The organism is Collinsella sp. wc0583, from assembly GCF_046116915.1.
Taxonomy (GTDB): domain Bacteria; phylum Actinomycetota; class Coriobacteriia; order Coriobacteriales; family Coriobacteriaceae; genus Collinsella.
Genome location: NZ_JBJXBN010000006.1, coordinates 128,010 through 152,113, shown reverse-complemented (window position 1 = coordinate 152,113; position 24,104 = coordinate 128,010). Strand labels below are relative to the sequence as shown.

General features: G+C 60.7%; 21 protein-coding genes, 2 tRNA genes and 1 pseudogene. 20 read left to right on the top strand and 4 right to left on the bottom strand.

Going from position 1 to position 24,104, the window contains the following annotated elements:
- Positions 1-158 precede the first annotated feature (158 nt).
- From secA to ACKUUJ_RS06805, 5 genes are all read left to right on the top strand, one after another.
- The gene (secA, locus tag ACKUUJ_RS06825) at positions 159-2,966 is read left to right on the top strand and encodes a preprotein translocase subunit SecA (protein WP_409065115.1); all 2,808 of its coding nucleotides are present in this window, start codon (positions 159-161) and stop codon (positions 2,964-2,966) included.
- Positions 2,966-4,114 carry a peptide chain release factor 2 gene (gene prfB, locus ACKUUJ_RS06820; RefSeq protein WP_409065114.1) on the top strand — a complete coding sequence of 383 codons (1,149 nt, stop codon included), beginning with the start codon at positions 2,966-2,968 and terminating at the stop codon, positions 4,112-4,114. Before secA ends, prfB begins: the two co-directional genes overlap by 1 nt.
- A 167-nt stretch (positions 4,115-4,281) precedes the next feature.
- Positions 4,282-5,172, top strand: coding sequence for a YitT family protein (locus ACKUUJ_RS06815; protein WP_250786790.1), 891 nt, complete (start codon positions 4,282-4,284; stop codon positions 5,170-5,172).
- A gap of 311 nt (positions 5,173-5,483) precedes the next feature.
- Positions 5,484-6,314, top strand: a complete 831-nt coding sequence (locus tag ACKUUJ_RS06810) for a transketolase (RefSeq protein ID WP_409065113.1) — start codon at positions 5,484-5,486, stop codon at positions 6,312-6,314.
- 1 nt (position 6,315) lies between these two features.
- Positions 6,316-7,257, top strand: a complete 942-nt coding sequence (locus ACKUUJ_RS06805) for a transketolase family protein (protein WP_347479461.1) — start codon at positions 6,316-6,318, stop codon at positions 7,255-7,257.
- Positions 7,258-7,378: 121 nt separating this feature from the next.
- Here the strand turns inward: ACKUUJ_RS06805 and ACKUUJ_RS06800 are convergent, their stop codons facing one another.
- Both ACKUUJ_RS06800 and ACKUUJ_RS06795 read right to left on the bottom strand, forming a co-directional pair.
- Positions 7,379-7,936 (bottom strand): hypothetical protein, encoded by a 558-nt coding sequence (locus ACKUUJ_RS06800; RefSeq protein ID WP_409065139.1) that lies wholly within the window; start codon positions 7,934-7,936, stop codon positions 7,379-7,381.
- 108 nt (positions 7,937-8,044) lie between these two features.
- A pseudogene (locus tag ACKUUJ_RS06795) lies at positions 8,045-8,110 on the bottom strand (zinc-ribbon domain-containing protein); the annotation flags it as partial.
- Between the two features lie 428 nt (positions 8,111-8,538).
- Here ACKUUJ_RS06795 and ftsE point away from each other — a divergent pair.
- From ftsE to ACKUUJ_RS06745, 10 genes are all read left to right on the top strand, one after another.
- On the top strand, positions 8,539-9,759 hold the full coding sequence (gene ftsE / locus ACKUUJ_RS06790) for a cell division ATP-binding protein FtsE (RefSeq protein ID WP_409065112.1): 1,221 nt from the start codon (positions 8,539-8,541) through the stop codon (positions 9,757-9,759).
- Complete coding sequence (gene ftsX / locus ACKUUJ_RS06785; protein WP_373204229.1) at positions 9,746-10,666, top strand: permease-like cell division protein FtsX; 921 nt, start codon at positions 9,746-9,748, stop codon at positions 10,664-10,666. Before ftsE ends, ftsX begins: the two co-directional genes overlap by 14 nt.
- Before the next feature lie 193 nt (positions 10,667-10,859).
- Complete coding sequence (locus ACKUUJ_RS06780) at positions 10,860-12,995, top strand: ribonuclease R family protein (RefSeq protein WP_409065111.1); 2,136 nt, start codon at positions 10,860-10,862, stop codon at positions 12,993-12,995.
- Between the two features lie 178 nt (positions 12,996-13,173).
- Complete coding sequence (locus ACKUUJ_RS06775; protein ID WP_409065110.1) at positions 13,174-13,779, top strand: recombinase family protein; 606 nt, start codon at positions 13,174-13,176, stop codon at positions 13,777-13,779.
- 70 nt (positions 13,780-13,849) lie between these two features.
- Positions 13,850-14,167 carry a VanZ family protein gene (locus tag ACKUUJ_RS06770; RefSeq protein WP_409065109.1) on the top strand — a complete coding sequence of 106 codons (318 nt, stop codon included), beginning with the start codon at positions 13,850-13,852 and terminating at the stop codon, positions 14,165-14,167.
- A gap of 197 nt (positions 14,168-14,364) precedes the next feature.
- Complete coding sequence (locus ACKUUJ_RS06765) at positions 14,365-15,216, top strand: MurR/RpiR family transcriptional regulator (protein ID WP_409065108.1); 852 nt, start codon at positions 14,365-14,367, stop codon at positions 15,214-15,216.
- 10 nt (positions 15,217-15,226) lie between these two features.
- Positions 15,227-16,150 carry an N-acetylmuramic acid 6-phosphate etherase gene (murQ, locus tag ACKUUJ_RS06760; protein ID WP_409065107.1) on the top strand — a complete coding sequence of 308 codons (924 nt, stop codon included), beginning with the start codon at positions 15,227-15,229 and terminating at the stop codon, positions 16,148-16,150.
- A 57-nt stretch (positions 16,151-16,207) separates the two neighbouring features.
- The gene (locus tag ACKUUJ_RS06755; protein WP_409065106.1) at positions 16,208-17,638 is read left to right on the top strand and encodes a PTS transporter subunit EIIC; all 1,431 of its coding nucleotides are present in this window, start codon (positions 16,208-16,210) and stop codon (positions 17,636-17,638) included.
- 117 nt (positions 17,639-17,755) lie between these two features.
- Positions 17,756-18,808, top strand: coding sequence for a MupG family TIM beta-alpha barrel fold protein (locus tag ACKUUJ_RS06750; protein ID WP_409065105.1), 1,053 nt, complete (start codon positions 17,756-17,758; stop codon positions 18,806-18,808).
- A 91-nt stretch (positions 18,809-18,899) separates the two neighbouring features.
- On the top strand, positions 18,900-19,259 hold the full coding sequence (locus ACKUUJ_RS06745) for an arsenate reductase family protein (protein WP_409065104.1): 360 nt from the start codon (positions 18,900-18,902) through the stop codon (positions 19,257-19,259).
- A 196-nt stretch (positions 19,260-19,455) separates the two neighbouring features.
- Here the strand turns inward: ACKUUJ_RS06745 and ACKUUJ_RS06740 are convergent, their stop codons facing one another.
- The gene (locus tag ACKUUJ_RS06740) at positions 19,456-19,866 is read right to left on the bottom strand and encodes a hypothetical protein (protein ID WP_343006273.1); all 411 of its coding nucleotides are present in this window, start codon (positions 19,864-19,866) and stop codon (positions 19,456-19,458) included.
- 276 nt (positions 19,867-20,142) lie between these two features.
- Between ACKUUJ_RS06740 and ACKUUJ_RS06735 the strand changes: the two genes are divergently transcribed.
- From ACKUUJ_RS06735 to ACKUUJ_RS06715, 5 genes are all read left to right on the top strand, one after another.
- Positions 20,143-20,216: transfer RNA gene (locus ACKUUJ_RS06735), tRNA-Gln, on the top strand.
- Between the two features lie 17 nt (positions 20,217-20,233).
- Positions 20,234-20,307: transfer RNA gene (locus ACKUUJ_RS06730), tRNA-Glu, on the top strand.
- A 98-nt stretch (positions 20,308-20,405) separates the two neighbouring features.
- Positions 20,406-21,323: a hypothetical protein gene (locus tag ACKUUJ_RS06725; protein WP_409065103.1), complete on the top strand. Its 918-nt coding sequence runs from the start codon at positions 20,406-20,408 to the stop codon at positions 21,321-21,323.
- Positions 21,313-21,783, top strand: coding sequence for an SsrA-binding protein SmpB (smpB, locus tag ACKUUJ_RS06720; RefSeq protein WP_006235325.1), 471 nt, complete (start codon positions 21,313-21,315; stop codon positions 21,781-21,783). The genes ACKUUJ_RS06725 and smpB overlap by 11 nt, the downstream gene beginning before the upstream one ends.
- Positions 21,784-21,988: 205 nt before the next feature.
- Complete coding sequence (locus ACKUUJ_RS06715) at positions 21,989-22,516, top strand: flavin reductase family protein (RefSeq protein ID WP_409065102.1); 528 nt, start codon at positions 21,989-21,991, stop codon at positions 22,514-22,516.
- A 194-nt stretch (positions 22,517-22,710) separates the two neighbouring features.
- Here ACKUUJ_RS06715 and ACKUUJ_RS06710 read toward each other — a convergent pair whose 3' ends face one another.
- The gene (locus ACKUUJ_RS06710; RefSeq protein ID WP_409065101.1) at positions 22,711-24,003 is read right to left on the bottom strand and encodes an IS30 family transposase; all 1,293 of its coding nucleotides are present in this window, start codon (positions 24,001-24,003) and stop codon (positions 22,711-22,713) included.
- Positions 24,004-24,104: the final 101 nt, after the last annotated feature.

Genomic DNA, 24,104 nt, shown 5'->3' with positions numbered 1-24,104 from the left:
CAAAATAAACCAGTCCCTTTTTGGCAGGCTGTCGTAGTTATTACGTGGTCGAGCGTGTCGACCGCATAGGCGGCGCCTTGTTTGGCTAAAGTACAAATATCTGTGTTTAACTCGTCCAAGGTTTCATGCCGCGGGCGATGGCCAAAAAGGAAAACCACATGGGATTCATGTCAAAGCTGCTGTCCTTTGGATCCGATAAGGACCTGAAGCGCTACTACAAGATCGTCGACAAGATCAACGGTCTTGAGCCCCAGTTTGAGAAGATGACCGAGGAGGAGCTCCGCGCCCAGACCGATAAGTTCCGTGAGCGCTACGCCAACGGCGAGTCGCTCGACGACATGCTCCCCGAGGCCTTTGCCACCGTGCGCGAAGCTTCCAAGCGCACCATGGGCATGCGTCACTTTGATGTACAGCTCATCGGCGCCATGGCGCTGCACGAGGGCCACATCGCCGAGATGAAGACCGGCGAAGGCAAGACCCTCGTCTCCACGCTGGCCGGCTATCTCAACGCTATCGCCGGTAAGGGCGTGCACGTCGTCACCGTCAACGACTACCTGGCCAAGCGCGACTCCGAGTGGATGGGTCGCATCTACAAGTATCTGGGCATGACCGTCGGTCTGCTGCAGAACAACATGCCGCTCGAGCTGAAGCGCCCAGCCTACCAGGCCGACGTCACGTACGGCACCAACTCCGAGTTCGGTTTCGATTATCTGCGCGACAACATGGTTACCCGCCCCGAGCAGCGTGTTCAGCGCGGCCACAGCTACGCCATCGTCGACGAGGTCGACTCCATCCTGATCGACGAGGCCAGAACGCCGCTCATCATCTCGGGCGCCGGCACCAAGTCCGCCAGCACTTACAAGGACTTCGCGCGCGCCGTGCGCGGCCTTGAGCGCGGTGAGGACGTCTCGCACGACATGCTCACCGCCACCGAGGACGTGGAGCCCACGGGCGACTTCGTCATGGACGAGGCCAAGCACACCATCGCCGCCACCGAGCGCGGTCTTAAGAAGATTGAGCGCCGCCTGGGTATCGATGACATCTATGCCGATCTCTCCGGCCAGCTGGTCAACCACCTGCAGCAGGCGCTGAAGGCCCAGTACATGTTCCACCGCGACAAGCAGTACGTGGTCACCAACGGCGAGGTCAAGATCGTCGACGAGTTCACCGGTCGTATCATGGAGGGTCGCCGCTATTCCGAGGGCCTGCACCAGGCCATCGAGGCCAAAGAGGGCGTGCTCGTGCGCGAGGAGAACCAGACCCTTGCCACCATCACCCTGCAGAACTACTTCCGCCTGTATGACAAGCTCTCCGGCATGACCGGTACGGCGCTCACCGAGGACGCCGAGTTCCGCGAGATCTACAAGCTGCCCGTCGAGGTCATTCCCCCCAACAAGCCCGTGCAGCGTGTTGACCACGAGGACCTGGTCTACCGCACCATCCAGGCCAAGTACAACGCCGTTGCCGACGACGTTGAGCGTCGTCACGCCAAGGGCCAGCCGGTCCTGGTGGGCACCGTCTCCATCGAGAGCTCCGAGAAACTGTCCGCCGCCCTCACTAAGCGCGGTATCGCGCACGAGGTCCTCAACGCCAAGCACCACGAGCGCGAGGCCCATATCGTGGCCCAGGCTGGTCGCTATGGCGCCGTGACCATCGCTACCAACATGGCCGGCCGTGGTACCGACATCCTGCTGGGCGGCAACCCCGACGAGCTGGTACGCGAGCGCCTGGAGTACGAGGGCCTGACCATGGAGGACGTGACGCCCGAGCAGCTCGAGCAGTTTAACGCCGAGGCCAAGGAGACCTGCAAGGCCGAGCGCGAGCGCGTGCTTGCCGCCGGCGGCCTGACCGTTATCGGCACCGAGCGCCATGAGTCCCGCCGTATCGACAACCAGCTGCGTGGCCGTTCCGGTCGTCAGGGCGATCCGGGCGAGACCCAGTTCTACCTGTCGCTCGAGGATGACCTCATGCGCCTGTTCGGCGGCGACAGGATGGACCGCGTCTCCAAGATGATGGTCACGGCCGACATGGGCGACGACATGCCCATCCAGCACAAGATCATTTCCAAGGCCGTCGAGAATGCCCAGCACAAGGTCGAGAGCATCAACTTCTCCATGCGTAAGAGCGTTCTTGAGTACGACGACGTCATGAACAAGCAGCGCCAGGTCATCTACGCCGAGCGCAACAAGATTCTGGACGGCAAGGACCTGACCGACCACATCACCGAGGTCATGCACGATACCGTGTACCGCTGTGTTCAGGAGTTCTGCACCAAGGACAGCCACGAGGGCGAGCGCGATCTTGAGGGTCTGCGCAAATGGGTCGTCGAGCTGACCGGGCATATCGATACCCCTCAGTTCCCCGACGAGGACTTTGAGGCCCTGGCCGCCGATGTCTTGGCTTATGTTGAGAAGTGCTACAACATGAAGGCCGAGCGTCTGGGCGAGGACCTGATGCGCGAGCTCAATACCCAGGTCATGCTGCGCGTCATCGATACGCGTTGGATGAACTACCTGCAGGAAATGGACTACCTCAAGACCGGTATCGGCCTGCGCGGCTTTGGCCAGCGCGACCCGCTGGTTGAGTACAAGACCGAGGCCTACGGTGCGTTCCAGATACTCGTCGATACCATGTACGAGGATTACCTGCGCACTGTTCTGCGCATTGAGCTCAAAGCTGCCCCGCAGGCTGTGGAGCACAAGGAGGACCCCGCCCTTAAGGGTGCGCGCTTCTCTGGTCCCGCCGAGGTCGATGGCGACAACAGCGATTCGGTACTGCGCAAGCAGGCTCAGGTGCAGGCCCGCACCGCCGTCCAGGGTGGTCCGGCTGCCGTTAACAACGGTGGCAAGGTGACGACCTACCGCAAGTCCGAGAGCGATGACCCCTATGTCAACGTGGGCCGCAACGACCTGTGCCCTTGCGGTAGCGGTAAGAAGTTTAAGTACTGCCACGGCAGGAATCGTTAATGGCCGAGACTCTAGAGGTAACTCCCGCCGAGTTGGACGCGTTTGCGGACCGACTCGGCGAGGTCGAGTCGTATCTCCATTTGGACGAGAAGCGCACCCGCGTGGCGGAGCTCGAGGCCAAAAGCGTCGCCCCGGGCTTTTGGGACGATGCCGATGCCGCTCGCGCCACGATGGAGGAGATTGCGCGCGCTAAGGAGGACATCGCCGCCGTGGATACGGCGCGCGGTGAGCTCTCCGATGCTCGCGCCGCGTTGGAGCTTGCCGAGGAAATGGGCGATGATCCCGATGCCGCCGCATTGCGCGAGGAGGCTGCCACGACGGCAGAACGCCTGGCCCGCGCTATCGACGAGCTCGAGCTTTCGAGCTGGTTTACCGGTGAGTTCGATCACGGCGACGCGATTGTGACCATCAAGCCCGGACAGGGCGGCCTGGAGGCACAGGACTGGACCTTCATGCTCTTTAAGATGTACATGAAGTACTGCCAGCGTCGCGGCTGGAAGGTCACGATTAACGACTGCCCCGCTGCCGAGGTCATCGGCATTGATCGCGCGACCTTTACCGTCGAGGGCAAGGACGCGTTTGGCATGCTGCGCGCCGAGGCCGGCGTCCACCGTCTGGTGCGCATTAGCCCCACCGACGACAAGAAGCGCCGCCAGACCACGTTTGCCGGCGTCGAGGTCATTCCGGTGCTGCCCGACGATATCGATATCGAGATTAGTCCCGATGACATTCGCGTCGACGTGTACCATGCAAGCGGCCCGGGCGGTCAGGGTGTCAACACCACCGACTCCGCCGTGCGTGTGACGCATTTCCCCAGCGGTATCGTGGTCACGTGCCAAAACGAGCGCAGCCAGATTCAAAACAAGGCCGCGTGCATGCAGATCCTCAAGGCGCGCCTGTACGAGATTGAGCTCGAGAAGCGTGCCGAGGCCCTGGATGAGATTCGCGGACCCAAGACCACAATTGGTTTTGGCAACCAGATCCGCAGCTACGTGCTCTACCCGTACCAGATGGTTAAGGACCTGCGCACGGGCGTGGAGACCAGCAACGTCGAGGCCGTTCTTGACGATGGCGACCTGGATCCGTTTGTAATTGGCTATCACCGTTGGGCTACCGGCAACGCTGACGCGGAGACCCCGTCTGCCTAAACCGCTCGGTTTATGTGGAAATGGATTAAAACCCTCCGAGCAGGGTGGTTTTGTATCCAGAACAAACCCTGCGCAGGGGTGGTATTTGTTGGGCGAATCGGTAGAATCGAATACAAGAAGAAGTTCAAAGCGCATCCGATGGGGTGCGCTTTTTTGAGGGAGGCAGCATGGCATATCGTCTGGACATCAAGCGCATTCTTTCGATGAACTTCTTTCACGATCTACCCCAGATCATGTTGGGGTGTGCCTTGGCCGCCATCGCGACCGACCTGTTTTTGATTCCCAACGGTCTTGCCGCCGGTGGCGTTACGGGTCTTGCGACTATTATCCAGGCGGTCGGCGCGGCGCGAGGCGTGTCACTTCCCGTCGGTATCCAGACCATCGTGATGAATGCCTTGCTGCTGCTGATCGTTATGCGCGAGGGCGGCATGTTCTATGTGGTGCAGACGGCGACGGGCTTTGTGCTGCTGGGCTTCTTTACCGATCTGTTTGCCCCGTTTGTAGCGCCTCTGGCGCATGCGGACCTGATGCTTCCCGCTATGTGGGGCGGCATTATCACGGGCATCGGTTACGGCATGGTATTGCGCGCCGGCGCCAACACCGGCGGCTCGGACACGATTGGCCAAATCATCTCGCGTAACACCTCGCTGCCGGTGGGCTCGACCGTCATGGCAATCGACGTTGCCGTATGTGCGGCATCGGCTCCTGTCTTCTCCCTCGAAAATGCTCTGTACGCAGGACTTTCGATGGTGATTAGCGGCTATGTGATCGATGCCGTGGTCGATGGCGGCAATAAGCGTCGTATGGTCCTCATCATCTCGGACAATTTCCCCGATATCGCGGCCGACATCATGTATGGTCTGGGACGCGGCTGCACCAAATTAAAGGCGACCGGTATGTATTCGGGCGTCGAGAAGCCGGTGATCATGGTGATTGTTAGCCGTCGAGAGCTCAACACCCTTAAAACGATCGTGCGCGAGCGCGATCCTCATGCCATTGTGACGGTCGCCGACGTTACGGAAGCCTTCGGTGAGGGATTCAAGGACATTAACGCGTAGGCTGAATTTCGGTTTGCGGACATGATCCGCAGTCCTGCCGTCCCCAAGGGATCAGGTGATCCGTAGGGGACGGCAGGATTGCGGATCATTTTTGTGCCGGGGCGAGAGGTAGCCACCGCATCCAAAAGACGTTCACATTGATAAACCGTTTCATCAGCGGTTCTGCCTGCTAAATTGTTCAAATAATGATAAAAACTCTGGTAAAGCCATCGGTTTCCAGCATAATGAATGACGTACGTGCATTGCGGCTGTGTTGGGATTACCTTCGGTGCCGTGCGCATCTTGTCTTAAGAGGATGAAAGGAAGGCACAATGAGCGACGAAGAGCTCAAAAAGGTTGCCAACGAGGTAAGGAAGGGCATCGTCACCGGCGTGCACGCTGCCAAGTCTGGCCATCCGGGCGGTTCGCTCGGCGCTGCCGACATCATGACCTATTTGTACTTTGAGGAAATGAACGTCGACCCGGCCGATCCCCGCAAGGCCGATCGCGACCGCTTTGTGCTCTCCAAGGGCCATTGCGCTCCGGGCCTGTACGCCGTGCTCGCCGAGCGCGGGTTCTTCCCCAAGGAGGACCTCGAGACGCTGCGCCATATCGGCAGCCACCTGCAGGGTCACCCCAACATGAACGACACCCCGGGCGTCGACATGTCCACTGGCTCGCTCGGCCAGGGCATTTCCGCCGCCGTGGGCATGGCCGTTGCCGCTAAGCACTGGGGCGATACTTACCGCACGTACGCCCTGCTGGGCGATGGTGAGAGCGAGGAGGGCCAGGTGTGGGAGGCCGCCATGTTTGCCGGCAACCAGCAGCTCGACAACCTCTGCGTGATTGTTGACCACAATGGCCTGCAGATCGACGGCTCCGTCGAGGAGGTCAACGACCCCATGCCGCTCGCCGACAAGTTCCGCGCCTTTAAGTTCCACGTGGTGGAGCTCGCCGACGGCAACGACTTCGATCAGATTCGCGCCGCCTTTGCCGAGGCTCGCGCCACCAAGGGTCAGCCGACCGCCATTATCGCCGAGACCATGAAGGGCAAGGGCGTTTCCTTTATGGAGAACCAGGTTGGTTGGCACGGCAAGGCCCCCAACGATGAACAGTTTGAGCAGGCCATGGCAGAGCTCACGGCCGCCGGAGAGGAGCTCTAGGATGGCAGACGTCAAGAAAATCGCCACGCGCGTAAGCTACGGCGAGGCTCTCGTCGAGCTCGCCAACGAGCACGATGACTTTGTGGTCCTCGACGCCGATCTGGCCGCCGCCACGCAGACCGGTAAGTTTAAGGCAGCCTGCCCCGACCGCTTCTTCGATGTGGGCATTGCCGAGAGCAACCTGATGGGCGTTGCCGCCGGTATCGCGACCACCGGCCGCGTTGCCTTCGCGAGCAGCTTTGCCATGTTTGCCGCCGGCCGCGCCTTTGAGCAGGTCCGCAACTCCATTGGCTACCCGCATCTCAACGTCAAGATCGGCGCCACGCACGCCGGCATCTCGGTGGGCGAGGACGGCGCCACACACCAGTGCTGCGAGGATATCGCCCTGATGCGCGTTATCCCCGGCATGACCGTCATCGTTCCCGCCGACGACGTCGAGGCCCGCGCCGTGACGCGCGCCGCCTACGAGTGCGACGGTCCCGTGTACATGCGCTTTGCCCGCCTGGCCTCGCCGGTCATCAACGACCCCGAGACCTACAAGTTCGAGTTGGGCCGCGGCATCGTCATGCGCGAGGGCGCCGACGTTACCATCATTGCCTGCGGTCTGATGGTCGGCGAGGCCCTTGAGGCCGCCGAGCAGCTCGCTGCCGAGGGTATCGACGCCGAGGTCATCAACATGCACACCATCAAGCCCATCGACGCCGACCTGATCGTCAAGAGCGCCACCAAGACCGGTCACGTCGTGACCGTCGAGGAGCACTCCGTGATCGGTGGCCTGGGCAGCGCCGTTGCCGATGTCCTGTGCGAGCAGTGCCCGACGCCGCTCAAGAAGATCGGCGTCAACGACACGTTCGGCGAGTCCGGCCCGGGCGCCGAGCTCCTGCACAAGTACGGCCTGGACGCCGCCAACATCGTGGCGACCACCAAGGAGTTCTTGGCATAAGGCAAGGCGGATCTCAAGGACTGCTTCGCCAGAACTATGGAAACCCGGCAGGGGCGCTCTCTTGGAGGGTGCCCCTGTTTCAGTTGCGGTGAAATAAGGACTGTTTTGCCAGCCTAAAGGCTCAATTAATCCGCATTTCACCGCAACTTCCGAAGGCGTTCCCGCTTGTGTTGGCGCCGTCACGTCGACCGATTGCCGCTTGGCACAGTGCGGCAACATCGGGGGCGTCGTCGCCTTTATATGTCATGGCGAGTAGGGCGGCATCATAGATTTCATCATTGGTCACATCGGCGGCATCAATGGGGCAGAAGGCGAGAATCGAATCCTGTTCTGCAAGCTCGGCCAGATCGATCGTTTCACCCATGGCAAAGGCATCATCGAGGACGAGTGTGGCACTCGTGCATGGAATTTGATAGATCGTGCCATCCGCAGCGATAGGGGAACCTGCTGCCTCGAGCGTGTAGACACCTTGTATGAGATTGATGCCAGAGCCATCGGAGGCGACGAACTCAATCCTGTCGACCGTTATTCCGTCGATGGTCTTGCCCGTAATGTGTATCGGAACGCGCGATGCCCCGTTATCGGTGTCCCAGCCCGCAGCCGCGACATCCAGCACAATGGCGTGCTCCGAATGGGCGGATACGAAGTGCGACAACACCTGCCGCAGATGAAGGCCCATACAGCTACCGCCGACAATGCCAATTACCAGCATGCAGGTAAGGATGACCGCAACGTGGTTCCGAGGCTTTACCCGAAGCTCAGAATCAGCAGAGATGCCATTGACGGCAGCCCCGCACGCTGTGCAGTACCTCACGCCATCGCGCAACTCAGCCCCACAATAAGGACAATTCATACCAGCCCCCACAACCATAGACGTTCCTATCGAGGCAACTGTAAATCGACAATCCAAATCCAAGTTGCGCAACAATCAAATCAAGCCCACATCAAGAAAAAGCCTCCTTTGGGATAAGGGTCCATCCCAGTCAAGTACAATTCAGCCCTCAAACATAGCGCTGCTGCACCCAAGTAAAACGCGGCGACCCCTTAGTTACCGCAGGCCGGGCGCAGGGTTACCTCCCAAATCTTTCCGCAGGACGGAGGAGCTCCCGCCGCACGTAGTGCGCAGCGGGAGCTCCGACATGTCCGAGGACGATTTGGGAGGTAACCCTGCGCCCGGCCGGTGAGACCAAACCCCGCCATGCTTCTTATGTGCAGCAAAGCTAATGCTGCTAAAATACAAAGCGCTCATGTAGTTTAAACGCACGACGATAAGGAGCACCAGTGGGTAACCACTTCCGTACCTCCGGTGCGGGCGATGACGCCCCCAAGACGCAGCCAGGCGCCGCGGGCACTCGTTTCGCCACCCCGGATTCAGAGGATCAGCTGTTTAGCCCGATCCCCGCACCGCCGGCAGATCAGGCACAGCCGGCATCAGATCCCTTTGCCTACAATTCCACCAATGATGTCGAGCTTTCCGAGGCCGCGGGTTTTGAGCCCGTGCAGAAGGTGACCGCTCGCGTGGATCAGCCCCAGGCGGACGCTGTCGCGCCGCAGCCTGTCATGGCCGGTATTCCCGATCCCATGGCTCCTGCGACTCCGGCGCCACAGCCTGCGCAGTCCGGCCTTTTTGCCGGTATTCCCGATCCTACGCAGCCCGCGGCTCCCGTAGTCGAGAGCGATCAGGCCGCCGAGGTCGCAAGCCTCGACAATGCGCTCAACAACCCCGACTTTACGTCGGTGTTTGCGCCCATCGATCCGCAGGCCAGCCGCAAGAAGATGGCCAAGCAGGCCGGTGTCGAGCCCGTCATCCTCATGGAGCACGTCACCAAAATCTACCCGGCACAGCCCAACAAGCCCGCGCTCGACGACATCAACATCGAGATCTATCCTGGCGAGTTTGTCTTCCTGGTCGGTCACTCCGGCTCGGGTAAGACCACGCTGCTTTCGACGCTCAACCGCGACGTCAAGCCGACGAGCGGCCGCATTTTGGTCGCCGGCCAGGACCTCATGAAGATCAAGAACCGCAAAGTTCCGTTCTTGCGTCGCCAGATCGGTGCCGTGTTCCAGGACTTTAAGCTCCTGCCGCAGAAGTCCGCCTACGAAAACGTGGCGTTTGCCCTGCAGTGCATCGGCAAGCCCAAGGGCGTCATTCGCAGCCAGGTGCCCGAGGTGCTTCGCCTGGTCGGTCTGGCCGATCAGATGGACTCTCTGCCCGATCAGCTGTCCGGTGGCGAGCAGCAGCGTGTCGCCGTTGCCCGCGCTATGGTCAACCGTCCGCCGCTGCTTATTTGCGACGAGCCTACGGGCAACCTCGACCCCGCGATTTCGCTGGGCATCATGAAGCTGCTCGAGCGCATTAACCGTACCGGCACCACCGTGATCGTCGCCACGCACGACCGCGAGATGGTCGATAGCATGCACCGTCGCGTGATCGCCCTCGAGGGCGGCCACGTAATCCGCGACCAGGAGAGGGGAGGTTACGGCAACTATGGCACCAACTAACGTGGGCTATTCGCTCAAAGAGGCTATCAGCCACTTCTTCCGTAACTGGACCACCTCGCTCGGCGCCGTCATCACGATCTTCCTTTCGCTGTTTATCATCGGCCTGTTCATTATGGGTTCCGCGATGCTGAACTCCGTGATCGGTACCGTCGAGGATCAGGTTGTCATTAATGCCTTTATTAGCGATGACGCCGATCAGGCAGACGTCCAGGCCTTTGAGGCCGAGCTCAAGACGTGGAGCAACGTCAAGTCCGTGACCTATAAGGATAAGGACGACGCGCTGGCCGAGTACACGAGCAAGATGTCGGGCAACGCCGACGCCACCATGAGCGCGCTCGACGGCCAGAACCCGCTTCCCGCCTCGTTTGCGATTGAGATGGACGATCCGTCTCAGGTCGAGAGCACGGCCAAGAAGCTTAAGAAGAACGCCGACTTCCAAAAGATCGCGGACGACGGCGACGTCAACGCGAGCGTGCTGTATGGCCAGGAGGAAGTGAGCCGCCTGTTCCAGGTGACCAACTACATCCGTATCGCCGCCGTGGTGCTCGTCGGCCTGCTGACCTTTATCGCGTTCATCTTTATCAACAACACGATTCGCCTGTCCATTACGGCGCGTCGTCGCGAGATTGCGATTATGCGCCTGGTGGGCGCCAGCAACGGCTTCATTCGCGGGCCGTTCATTACCGAGGGCGTGCTTCAGGCCATTCTGGGCTCGCTGCTTTCCATCGGTGTTTTGGAGCTGCTGCGCAATCTGATGGTTCCTCGCCTGCAGGAGAGTGTCGGCTGGATGTCGTTTGCGCTGCCGATGCAGTACTATCTGGTGACCTACGCCGCACTGATTCTTGTCGGCGTGATCATCGGCCTCTTTGGCTCTGCCATCGCTATGCGCCGTTATCTGCGCGTGTAGGCGCTGCGGATATGCTGTCTGCAACGGGTCGTCCCTTTCCGGGGGCGGCCCGTTTTTTGATCCCCTGGGGACGGAGGAAAACGGATCACTTAGGGGGTCGGTCGATTCGAGTGATCCGCAATCCTGCTGTCCCCTAGGGATCATTTGGGTAGACTCTTGGGGTGTAAACGGCTATCGATAGTAAGGAGGCGCCATGGGGCGCAATAACAAACATAAGCGTAGCGCACGCAATAAACGCGGGCCGGTGCGCAGCGATCGTCGTCCGAGCATGACTGGCCGCGTGCAGCTCCATGAACACAGCGCTTATGTCGTGACCGACAACGGCGATTACAAGGTCATGGGTCGCGGTAAGCGTGAGATTATGGACGGCGATACCGTGGCCGTAAGCATCAAGGCGGGACCGCGTGGGGATCGTCGTGCCGTGATTGAGGGCGTCATCGAGCGTGCCGCCATCAGCGTGGTGGGTACGTATCAGACGGCCGGCCCGCTTGGTGTGATCGAGCCGCTCGATTCTCGCCTTAAGGCCGATTTCTTTATTTTGCCCGAGGACACTTCAGCGGAGCGCCTGGGTGTGCATCCTGGCGATGCCGTCGTCGCGCGCATTCTGACCTACCCGACGCGCTTGGAGTCAGGCACGGTGACTCTTGAGCGCCGTATCGGCGGTGACGATGCGCCCGATCTGGGCGTCCAATATGTTATGGCGCGCTATGGCTATACCGACAGCTACCCCGAGGCGGCGCTGGCAGAGGCAGAGGCGCTTTCGCTCGATGTGGCTGCAGCGCTTAAAGACCCGCTTCGTCGTGACCTGCGCGATCGCTTTGTCATCACCATCGACCCGGTTGATGCGCGCGACTTTGACGATGCCATCTCGCTCGAGCGCACGCCCGAGGGCGGCTATAAGCTGGGCGTGCATATCGCCGACGTTTCGCATTATGTTGCCTGGGACGGGCATATCGACCTGGAGGCCCGCCATCGCACGACGTCGGTGTACCTTGCCGACCGCGTGCTTCCCATGTTGCCCGAGCGCCTGTCGAACGATTTGTGCTCGCTGCGTCCCGACGAGGACCGCCTGGCGTTTACCGTCGACATTGAGCTCGACGCGCAGGGTCGCGTGCGCTATTACGATCCCTATCCCAGCGTGATCCGCTCGCGCGTGCGCATGGACTACGACGGCGCCGAGGCGCTGCTGGTACGTGCCGGTGCGGTGGAGTATTCGGTGCTGGAGGGTGCCGCCGAGGATGTTGCCGCGGTTGAAGCGTCGCGCGAGGAAGCGCTCGAGCGCGGGCTTGCGTGCGAGGAAACCGCTCGCGGCTATAACGTCGATTTGGGGGATTTCCTCATAGCTGCCAACGAGCTCGCCGAGCTTCGCCGTCGTATTCGTCGCGCACGCGGTTCGGTCGACTTTGATACGGCCGAGATCCGTGCACTGTTGGACGAGGACGGTGTGCCCGTGCAGATCGTGGCCCGTGAGCGCTCGTGCGCCACATCGCTGATTGAGGAAGCCATGCTGCTGGCCAACGAGTGCGTGGCGGAGTGGCTGGCCGACCGCGATATCGAGGCCTGCTATCGCGTGCACGACGACCCCAGTCCCGACAGCCTGCACGGTGCCGCCGTGGCGCTGGCACAGCTGGGTATCATCGATGATCGCCGTGCGGCGGGCATTGCCCTGGGAAGTCCCGACGAGTTACAGGCGACGGTTGACGCCGCTGCCGGTACGGCTAACGCGCCGCTCGTCAACACGCTCCTTTTGCGCAGTATGCAGCGTGCGTTGTATAAGCCTCGCAACGAGGGCCACTTTGCGCTCGCCGCGCCGTGCTACTGCCACTTTACAAGCCCCATTCGCCGCTATCCCGACCTGGTGGTGCATCGCGTACTCAAGCTGCAGCTGGCATACGAGCAGCTGGGTGGAAAAGACGCCTTGGTGCGTACGCCGAGGCTGATCGGAAAAGGCCGAGAGTCGCTTCCGCGCATCCTGCCGCAAATCTGCCGCGCGTGCAGCGATGCCGAGCGTGCGGCCGACGCTGCCAGCCATGCGACGCAAAAAATCAAGATTGCGCAGTACTACGAGGATCGCCTGGGCGAGCGCTATGCCGGAACGGTCTCATGGGTCAGCAGCATGGGGCTATTTGTGCGCCTTGATCTAACGCAGGTCGAGGGACTGGTTTCCATTAAGAGTTTGGGTAACGAGTGGTTTGAGTTTGACGAGGACGCGCTCACGTTGACGGGTGCCGACACGGGGCGTCGTTTTGAGTTGGGGCTGCGCGTGATTATCGAGGTCTCGCGCGTCAACACTACTCGCGGACATTTGGACTTTAAGCTCATTCATTAACCGGCACGGAGTGAGTATCGGCAGAGCGTAGAGGGTGGTCTTTCGGGGCCGCCCTCTTTGCGTGTCTCTTGATTACCCTGCCATGAGCTCGGCCTCTTCTTCATATGCTTTTGGGAGATAGGACCTACCAAAACAAACCTGTCCCTATTTGGCAGGTTTACGAGAGAGCGGGGATGTTGTGGCAACGGTATATGGGTATGCGCGAGTGAGCTCGCGCGATCAAAATTTGAATCGCCAGTTGGATGCGCTGAGCGCCTATGGCGTGGAGCCGGCGAATGTCTTTGCCGACCGTGCGAGCGGTAAGGACTTTGATCGCCCACAGTATCGGGAATTGCTTCATGCCTTGGCTTCCGGCGACGTGTTGGTGGTGCTTTCCATCGATCGGCTGGGCCGAAACTACAGCGAGATACTCGAGGAATGGCGTCGTATAACCAAGGAACTTGGTGCGGCCATCGTTGTGCTGGACATGCCGTTGCTCGATACGCGTGCGAGAGATTGCGGCGGATCGGATGTGACCAGCACACTGATTGCCGATATCGTTTTGCAACTGTTGAGTTACGTGGCGCAGGTTGAACGAGAGAACATCCACCGTCGTCAGGCGGAGGGAATCGCGGCGGCGCAGGCGCGCGGCGTGCGTTTTGGTCGACCCCGCAAGCCGTGCCCTCCGCAATTTGAACGAGTGCGCGATATCTATGAGGCGGGCAATATTACCCGGAGTCAGGCGGCAAAGCGCCTAGGTGTGTGCGTGGGGACCTTCGATCGCTGGATGCGCGAGACGGAGTAGGGGAGCCGGGGATGCGGACTCAGCGACTACCGCCGCCCATCCCGACCCGCTTGCCCCCGTTCGCATATGGATGGGCACCAACATCCGTCGTGTCGCCCATACCGTAGAGTTCTTCTTTGTTGGGCTGTTTGCCTCGTTGGCGGCGGTGTGCTTGGATAAGCGCATGTCGCCCGCTCGATTGCGGTGTGTACCCGTTCTGGCCTTTTGCGCCGTTTGCTCTGTCGGCGATCAGGTGCATAAGATTTTTGTTCCCGGAAGGCATTTTGACGTTATCGACTTAGGCTTTGACGCCGCGGGCTACGTTGTCGCTATGCTGTTGGTGCTGCTGGCGGCCGCGCTGGCTCGGCGCGCGACCTGTCCCATTGGCGCCCATGCGAGACGCCGTTAACAATCCTGTTACGATTAATGCGATCTCGATGAATCATTTTGTGTCGCGCGTATTTCCGAGCGGTCGGATTTGAGGGGCGAGCGGTAGAACGCCCGCCCTTTGTGCGCCATGATGCGGCACAATGTACCGCAAAAGCTGTTTATACCCGGTACGAATCGTTCGTTGGTCTTTAATTCTTCTCAACGGAGGTGTTTGAGATGGCAAACGGATTGCTTTTAAGGCTTCGCGAGCGTGAGCTCAGCGCGAGTCCGGCGGAGCGCAATGTCATCGCATATGTGAGTGCTCATCCGCACGAGGTGGTCGGGCTGTCCGTCCGCGGTCTTGCCGATGCCACGTTCTCCTCGCCCTCGAGCATTTTGCGCTTTTGCAAGCGCTTGGGTTTTGCGGGCTACAAGGAGCTCCAGCGCGAACTGATTGCCGAACTTGCGCTCTTGGGCGACAGAAAGGACGTTGCCCTCGAGGACATCTCCGTGGATGACAGCGTCGAACGTATCGTGGGGAAGGTGATGAAGAGCAACGTGCGCACGATCGAGGCGACGGCGCGAACACTCGATTACACCGTTTTGGAACGATGTGCAGCCTATCTTAAGCGGGCGCGCATGGTCAATCTGTTCGGTATTGGTGCTTCTCGCTTGGTTGCGCACGATCTGGCACAAAAGCTCATGCGTGTTGACAAAGAGTGCCATCTGTACGACGACTGGCACGACCAACTCTTGTGCGCCAAAAACATGCACGAAGGCGATATCGGCATTGCTTTTAGCTACTCGGGCTTAACGCAAGAAGTGCTGGACTGCACTGCAGAGGCCCAACGCCACAACTGTCCCGTTGTGGCCGTAACCAAGGTAGACGGATCGTCCAAGCTTGCCGCCATGGCCGATGCCGTGCTCGGCGTCGCTGCGAGTGAGCCCTTGGTCCGCAGCGGTGCCATGGCTTCGCGTATGGCCCAGCTTATGGTTGTCGATGCCCTGTACGCTGCTTACGTTGCCAGCGACTACGAGCGGGCGACGCATGTCATTAAGCAAAACTACATCGAGAAACAGGAAAGATGAGGTGAATGAAATGCTCGATTTAACAAAATTCACGACAGAACAGCGAAATCAAAAGTCAATGGACCTCGACACGATGACATCGCTGCAAATCGTCACGACGATGAACGATGAGGATCTTCGTGCCGTCCAGTCGGTCACGAAAGTGTTGCCACAGGTTGCCACGGCAATCGACTGGGCTGCCGAAGCGCTCGAGCGCGGCGGACGCATCTTTTACATGGGCGCGGGCACGAGCGGTCGTTTGGGCGTGCTCGACGCTTCGGAGTGCCCGCCTACGTTTGGCGTATCGCCCGATCTGATTGTCGGACTCATTGCCGGAGGCGAGACGGCGTTTACCAGGGCTGTCGAAGGTGCCGAGGATAGCGAGGAACTTGGCGCGAGTGACCTGCGGGAACATGGGCTCTCCTCCAAGGATCTCGTCGTTGGTTTGGCGGCAAGCGGTCGTACCCCCTATGTGGTGGGCGGCCTCGCGTACGCCAAGGCAACCGGGTGCAAGACCATTGCTATCGCCTGCAACCATGGGTCGAGGATCGGGGAGGACGCAGATCTTGCCATAGAGCCCGTGCCCGGCCCCGAGGTACTTACCGGCTCAACGAGGCTCAAGGCAGGAACGGTCCAAAAGCTTATTCTCAATATGATTTCGACCGGTGCCATGGTCAAGATCGGCAAGGTATACCAAAACCTGATGGTCGATGTGCAGCAAACGAACGAAAAGCTGGTGGTGCGCGGCCAGAACATCGTGATGGAAGCGACCGGCTGCACACGCGAGCGCGCTGTTCGGGCACTTGCAGATGCCGGTGGCCACGTTAAAACCGCTATTGTCTCGGTGCTGCTGGGCTGCGATGCCGAGCAGGCTGCGGTGGCTCTTGAGCGGGCGCGCGGACATGTTCGCGCTGCGGTGCGTGGCGATAAGAAGGACGATGCCGATGCGCGGTAGGCGCACATCGTGAGGCCATATGAGATCCAGACGAGATTTCCAATACAAGGAGGAGTTATGACGAACAAGGAGCTTGCCCAAAAGCTGCTGGACCTTTTGGGCGGTAAAAGCAATGTGCTGGCAAATGCGGCGTGCATGACGCGCCTGCGCGTGACCGTCAAAGATACGGGCAACGTCGACACGGAGGGCATTAAGGCGCTCGATGGCGTGATGGGCCTGGTCGAGGACGACACGATGCAGATCGTGCTGGGTCCGGGCAAGGTGAATAAGGTGCTTGAGGAATTCTCCGGGCTTACCGGTCTTGCGAAGGGCGTTGCTGACGAGAGCGTGGTTGACGCTGCGGCCACAAACAAAGCCGCGCAGAAGGCCAAATACGAGACCAAACCGGTTCAGGCCTTTCTTAAGAAGATTTCCAATGTCTTTGTCGCCCTGCTTCCCGGCATCATTGCGGCTGGCCTCATCAACGGTATCTGCAACGTCATTAACGTCTCGACGGCAGGCGCGCTTGCAGGCGAGTGGTGGTACCAGGGCATTCGTTCCATGGGCTGGGCCCTGTTTGCCTATCTGCCCATTTTGGTGGGCTATAACGCAGCGCGAGAGTTTGGCGGCTCCGCTGCGCTGGGCGGTATTGCCGGCATGATGTGCATCGCTAACAGCGCTATGCCTCTGCTCGCGCCTGGCGCCGCCGATCCCAGCACTGCTATTCTGCTGCCGCTCACCAATGCGCAGTACAACCCCGCAGCGGGCGGTATGATCGCGGCTCTCATCGCTGGCGCATTTTTTGCCTGGATGGAGCGTCAGATTCGCAAGGTTATGCCCAACGCACTCGATACGTTCCTGTCTCCGCTGCTGGTGCTCATCATCGGCGCCTTTGCCCTGATGCTCGTCATCCAGCCGGTTGGCGCATGGCTGACGACGGCGATCTTTAGCGTCCTCACCTTTGTCTTTGAGAAGCTGGGCGTTCTGGGCGGCTATATTCTGTCGGCAGGCTTCTTGCCGCTGGTGTCCGTCGGCCTGCATCAGGCGCTTACGCCGATCCACGCTATGCTCAACGATCCCGACGGCGCTACCAAGGGCATCAACTACCTGCTGCCCATCCTTATGATGGCTGGCGGCGGCCAGGTCGGTGCCGGTCTGGCGCTGTACTTTAAGACCAAGAACGCCAAGCTCAAGAAGTACGTCGCAGAGTCCATTCCCGTTGGAATCCTGGGTGTGGGCGAGCCTCTGATGTATGCCGTTACGCTGCCGCTCGTTCGTCCGTTTGTGACGGCCTGCCTGGGTGCTGGATTTGGCGGCGCGCTCGCGGCGCTGCTTCACATCGGCACGGTTTCTCAGGGCGTTTCCGGTCTGTTTGGCCTGTTGATCGTCGTTCCTGGTCAGCAGCTCGGCTACGTTGCCGCTATGCTGCTTGCTTATGCCGCCGGCTTTGTCCTGACGTGGTTCTTTGGCGTCGACGAGCAGAAGATCAACGAGTTCTTTGGCGAGTAGTTTGATATCGCGAGCCGTGTTGCTCAGGGCTCGCGGCGCGCGGAAGATTTCTTGATGCTATGGTTGTGCCGGCGGGGCTAACTGCTCCGCCGGCCTTTTTTAAAGGAGCGTTGAAGCGTGAAAACGGGTATTTCGATTTATCTTTCCAGCCCTCTGCAGGATATTGAGCGGACGATTGAGCGTGGTGCCGCGGCGGGTGCACGCTATGCGTTTACCTCGCTGCATATTCCCGAGGATGGGGGAGCGGCGTATGCCGATAAGGTCCGTCATGTGCTGTCGCTGCTTTCCGCCCGCGGCATTGCGCTCATTGCCGATGTGGGGCCTCGCACGTGCGATTTGCTCGGGCTTGAGCGCATCGAGGATCTGCGCGATTTGGGGTTGGAGTACCTGCGCTTGGATTATGGCTTTAGTGCCCAGCGGGTCGCGGAGCTGTCCGGTGTATTTCGCATTGTGGTTAATGCATCGACGGTGAGTTCTGATGAAATCGCATCGTGGCGAAAAGCCGGTGCCGATGTGACTCGTTTTGCCGCCTGCCACAATTTTTATCCCAAGCCTTATACCGGTTTAGCTCTGGAGGACATTGCTCGGACGAATCTTCGTCTTGCGGCGCTTGGCTTTGAAATCATGGCTTTTGTGCCGGGTGATGCCAACGTTCGCGGGCCGGTATTCGAGGGACTGCCGACGGTTGAGGCGCAGCGCGGTCGCGCGTCAAAGGTTGCCCTCAACATGCTTGAGCTCGCACATGGCGCCGATTGCGACATTGTTTTGGTCGGCGACCCCGATCTTTCCGAAGCGGGTTGGGCACAGTTTGCTCAAGTTTCTGCCGGATACGTGGATGTGCAATGCGAGCTTGAGTCCGGCTATGCCTATGTACGTGGGCAGATTCATCACGACCGGCCCGATTCGAGCGCCCTCGTCTTTAGGTCTCAGGAGTCGCGCACGACGCTTAAGCCGGATTCCGTGCCGACGGATACCGGTGCCGGCCTGTCGCGAAAGGCGGGGTCGATCGCTGTGAGCAATAGCGGCTATGGGCGCTACGAAGGCGAGCTTGAGATTGCGCGGGTCGATCTTCCCGGCGACGAGCGCATGAACGTTGCAGGCCATATCACTCCCGAGGCAATGGAGCTGTTGCCGTTCATCAAACGCGGATTCGGGGTACGCTTCGTTTAGCGTGTGACCCGTGGGCTACAATTGCCCCATCATGCGAAGCGCCTCGTATGGTGTGTACCTGCGTTGGCCGATCTATGTTCGGAGGATTCCCATGACCGTACTGTTTGTTGAATATCCCAAGTGCTCGACCTGTAAAAAGGCCAAGGCATGGCTGGACGAACATGGGGTTGAGTATATCGACCGCGATATCGTTACGGACAATCCCACGGCCGATGAACTTGCGACCTGGATTGCTCGTTCGGGGCTGCCGCTGCGACGCTTCTTTAACTCGTCGGGCATGAAATATCGAGAGCTGGGCCTGAAGGCTCGCCTGGATGCAGGTATGACGGACCAGGAATGCTGCGAGCTGCTGGCGACTGACGGCATGCTGGTTAAGCGCCCGCTGCTGGTGGGTGACGACTTTGCGATCCCCGGCTTTAGGGAAGCGGCTTGGACCGAGGCGTTGCTGTAGCGGCTGCGGAAAGTGCGTCCCGTTTCGAGCGTTGATTCCGGGATGTGCTTTCCGGTTGAGCGCTCTATCGGAAATGACATCCCGTTTCGAGCGCTGATTCTGGGACACGGTTTCCGGTTGAGGGCTCTACGGGAAAGTGGGGACCAGTTTGAGCTTGAAATCTGGGACGCACTTTCCGCCGGCGGGCCTGCCCCAGTCAGTCCTCCAGCTGCGCCCATTCGTGTGGGTCGTAGATCTTTGTGTGCTTGTCGGGCGTGTCGCTCCAGTACTCTTCGTCCATAAAGGGCAGGTATGCCTGAATGCCGGGGCAGATAAACGGAATCCGCTGCCGCTGCAGGCGCTCGCGCTGCCGCCGCTCCAGGTTCGTCTCGGATATGACGGTCGGCATGCCGGACAGCTCGACGAGGCTTGCCTGGATGCGCTTGAGGTCGGGGAGCGCCGCATGCCATGACGTCCGCATGATCAAAAATGAGGCGCGGCGGTAGTTTGCCCGCATCACCGTGATGGCGGGGCGCAGTGTGGGATGGATTTTGTCCCGTTCGGGCCAAAGGTCAGCGGTGATCTCGAGGCCCAGAGTCTCCCATAGGTAATCAAGCTCTTCGTCCATGGCGCCTCGATATCTACGCGATCATTGATACTTCGATTGTGTTGCCTGGTGCTATCGTTTTCGCGGTAGAATCTGCCAACGGTTGACGGCTACCGCTCGCGGCGTTTTGCCCTTCGTGTACAGCGGTCGGCTTCACAGGTCCTTCACGGGTTGGACGAAATTAGGCCAATTTGACCGAATTTCAAAAAAGTCAAAATTGGGGCTTGCGTCATGGCGGGACTTCCCGTATATTTCTTTCTTGCGCAAAGGCACAGCCGAGCGCAGCGATGCAGTCATTGGGATGTCGTCTAATGGCAGGACAGCGGATTCTGGTTCCGTCAATGGGGGTTCGACTCCCTCCATCCCAGCCATTGCATTTGCTACATATGGCCCGTTCGTCTAGCGGTTTAGGACGCCGCCCTCTCAAGGCGGAGATCACCAGTTCGAATCTGGTACGGGCTACCCACAAATGAACGCCCGGGCCTCGCAAGAGACCCGGGTTTTGTGTATCGACCGTATATACGGCGCCTGCCGTGTTTCGCTCAGATCGAGGAGTAGCCATGGATCTGCCCATCAGCTTGCAAGACATCACGTATGCCGAGAACTATCTGGCGCAGGGCGACCTGGCTACGGCGACACCGCTGCTGGAGCGCCTGGTGGAGCTCGCCGAGGAGTATATCGACGCCGAGTGCAAGACGGAGGAGAAGCGCCAATACTTTAGCTTCGATAGCAAGTTTGAGCGCTTGGCCTATCGCCGCGTGGAGAAGGATCCGCGCGAGCTCGTGCAGGTCGAGGTGCCGTTTGACCGCCTGTATTCCGACATGGCGTATGCCTACATTCGCCAGCAGGATTATGTGAGTGCTCGTAATGCTTTGATGCAGGCCGTGCGCTGGGACCCCATGAACTGCAACTACCGACTGGATCTGGCCGAGCTGTTCCGCGCACTCGAGGACAAGCAAGAATGGGCATCGCTCTCGTTCTCGGTGCTGGAGCGTGCAAGCGATGGCAAGTGCGCCGCCCGCGCTTACGCCAACTTGGGCCAGTATTTCCTTGAGCCCGAGACCGAGAATGTCTCGGCCGCCGTGGGTTGTGCGCGCCTGGCGCTGCGCTTGGCCCCTGGCGATGCGCATACGACGCGCCTGCTCAACAAGATCCATACCACCTATCCGGATGCCGCCGATGAGAGCGACGACCACGTGATGGGTGAACTGGCCCTGCAAGGCGTGCCGACCTCGCCTTCGGCCGAGATTGCCATCTGCCTGATTATGTGCGCGACCGATGCTGCAAGCGACGGCGACAAGCAGGAGGCGACGCGTCTGACGGTGCGTGCTCGCGACTTGGTGGGCGAGGAGGCCTGCGCGGCGATTATCAAACTGGTGCGCGAGAGCGACGCCGAGCTCAATGCTGAGCGCAAGGCAAAGCGCGACGCTGCGGGCTCAAACGCCGATGGAGCCAAGGAGGCCGGCGATGCCCAGTAAGCGCGAGCGCAAGCTTATCTCCAAGAATCGCTCGGCACACCACGAGTACTTTATCGATGAGACCTTTGAGTGCGGCATTGAGCTGAGTGGCACCGAGGTCAAGTCGATTCGCGAGCGCGCGTGCCAGATCACCGACACCTTTGCACTGATTCGTGGCGGCGAGTGCTGGCTCGTGGGCCTGCATATTCACCCTTATAGCCATGGTGGCGTGTGGAACCGCGACCCTGATCGCCGCCGTCGTCTGCTGCTGCACCGCAAGGAAATCGACTTTCTCGACGGCAAGCTGCGTAATCGCGGCTATGCCCTGGTGCCGCTGGAGCTCTACTTTAATACCGACGGCCGCGTAAAGCTGCTGCTGGGCCTGGGCCGCGGTAAGAAGCTTTACGACAAGCGCGAGGATATGGCCAAGCGCGACGTTCAGCGCGAGATTGACCGCGCGCTTAAGGAGCGTAACCGCTAGGCGCTCTGTATAAGTTGCGGTGGTATACGGACTGTTTTGCCTGTTTGATGGGCTATTCAGTCCCTATTTCACCGCAACTGCGGGCGTCTCATGTTCCTCACGGTTATGACACCTATGTCTCAAAGGCGGCGTCCGGTATGGGCGCCGCCTTTTTGTGGGTACATACTTCCGTGAGGTTCCAACCCGGGTTAGGGGAGTGGTCGTTATGGACAAAACTGCGTTCTTTACGATGCCGAGCGGCCTGTATGTGGTGAGTGCTGCGGCCGACGGGCTGCGTGCCGGCTGCATCATCAACACCGCGGTGCAGGTGACGTCCATGCCGCCGCGCATTTCGGTTGCCGTGAACAAGGAAAATGTCACGTCTGGTGTTATCTCGTCTGCCAAGGCCTTTGCGCTGACCGTGATCGATCAGACGGCCGATATGCTCTACATTGGCAACTTTGGATTCCGTACCAGCAGCGACTTTGACAAATTTGCTAAGTACGAGACGCGCGAGACTGCACTGGGCATGCCCTATGTGCCCGAGCACGCGGCGGCCCTGTTTAGCTGCCGTTTGATCGACACTGTTGACGTGGGCACACACCTGCTCTTTATTGGCGAGGTCGAAGATGCCGAGCGTCTGAGCGGCGAGACTCCGTTGACCTATGACTACTACCACAAGGTGCTGAAGGGCAAGACGCCGCCCAAGGCGTCTTCGTACCGGTTGATTTCCGATCTCAGCCGAACACATTGAGCGGATAGGCCGTTCCCGCAGCTAGCCGAACGCCCCCGCGGCCCCTCACGGGCCCCGGGGGCGCCGTTTTCCCAGTTGAAGGAACGGTGGAGATGTGTTTCGATGGGTCCGGTGGCCATGCTCCGCCCGCCGCCCGGCACCTCTTCCCAGACTCAGCCGGACGGTCGGTCCGTCTATTCCGTTTTTCCTCTAGGCTAGGCCAGCGGGGCATCGCCCCTCTCTGCGCGCGCCCTCTCGATGAGCCTCGGCGTCAGGTCGAGTTCGCCGATGGGCACCTCCTCCACGCCGTAGGCGTCCAGCAGCGCCGCCGCGTCCTCCCCGAGCATCGCCCTGAAGGCGCGCGCGGGCGTCGAGAAGCCGAGCGCGCCGCGGGGCTCGGAGTTCACGTGCGACATGGCCAGCGCCAGGTCCGCCGGGGCGAGCCGGTCGAACCTGAGCCCGGAGCCCTTGGGCAGCAGCTTCCTTATCTCGACGTGGTTTCGCTCGCAGGCGCCCTTCTGGTCGCTGCGCCTCGGGTCGCAGTAGAACAGCCTCGTCTCGCCCGGCCCCTCGCCGAGCAGCGCCGCGATCGCAGCCTCGTCGGAGAACTCGGCGCCGTTGTCGGTGAGGACGGCGCGGAACACGCGGCGCGTCCCGTCGGCGCCGAGGACCTCCCTGATATCGCCCAGGGCGGCCGCGACGCGCCCGGCGGTCTTCTCCGCCAGCGGCAGCGCGAGCTGCAGCCTGCTGGGGCGGTGCAGCAGCGTGAGCAGGCAGGCGGAGTCCTCCCGGGCGCCCTCGACGGTGTCCATCTCCCAGGCCGCGGCGCACGCGTCCTCCCCGAGGGCGAGGAACGCGGCATGCGACCTGCGGGCGGAGTGGCGCGTGGCCGCCCGGCCGGCGGCGCGCTTCCTCGGCCTGTAGCCGACCTTGCGCCTGAGCTCCATGTTGGTCATGCCGTCGTAGCCCGCCGAGACCCAGCGGTAGATCGTCGAGGGCGACAGGTCCACGGGCCCGCCGTTCCGGGCCGACAGCTGCTCGGGCGACAGGCCGCGGCGCAGGCCGTCGCGAATGTGGGCGAGCGCCTCGGCCGCGGCGGGCTCGTCGGCGTCTATCCCGCGCCTGGACGAGACGAGGACCGAGTCGGCGCACAGCTGCGCGGCCCGGGCCTCGTAGAAGACGTGGGGGCGGCGCTTGCAGCCGATCGCGCGGTACCGCCCGCAGCCGTTGCAGCATCGCGGCCACGCCGCCAGGCGCGGGCAGGCCGCCGACAGGTCGGCGGAGGCGTCCACGCGCTCGCCGCGCCTGGCCTTCGGCGCCGTCACGAACCTGTGCGACGCCACCTCGGCGCTCACCGTCGAGGGCGACCTGCCCAGCTCCCTCGCGATCTCCCTGCACGACGCCCTGCGCTCCAGCATCCTCTGGACCGTGTCCCGCTCGTGCCTCGTGAGCCTTCCGTAGGCCCTCGGGACCGCCCTTGCGGAGTCCCTTTTCTTCTTTCCGGACATGCCGTCCTCCGATCTCCCGGGGCCGGCCGGCCCGGCCCTCAGGGTATCGGGTTCCCACATTCATCCGCACATGTGCGGATGAATGTGGGAGGTGTTCGGAT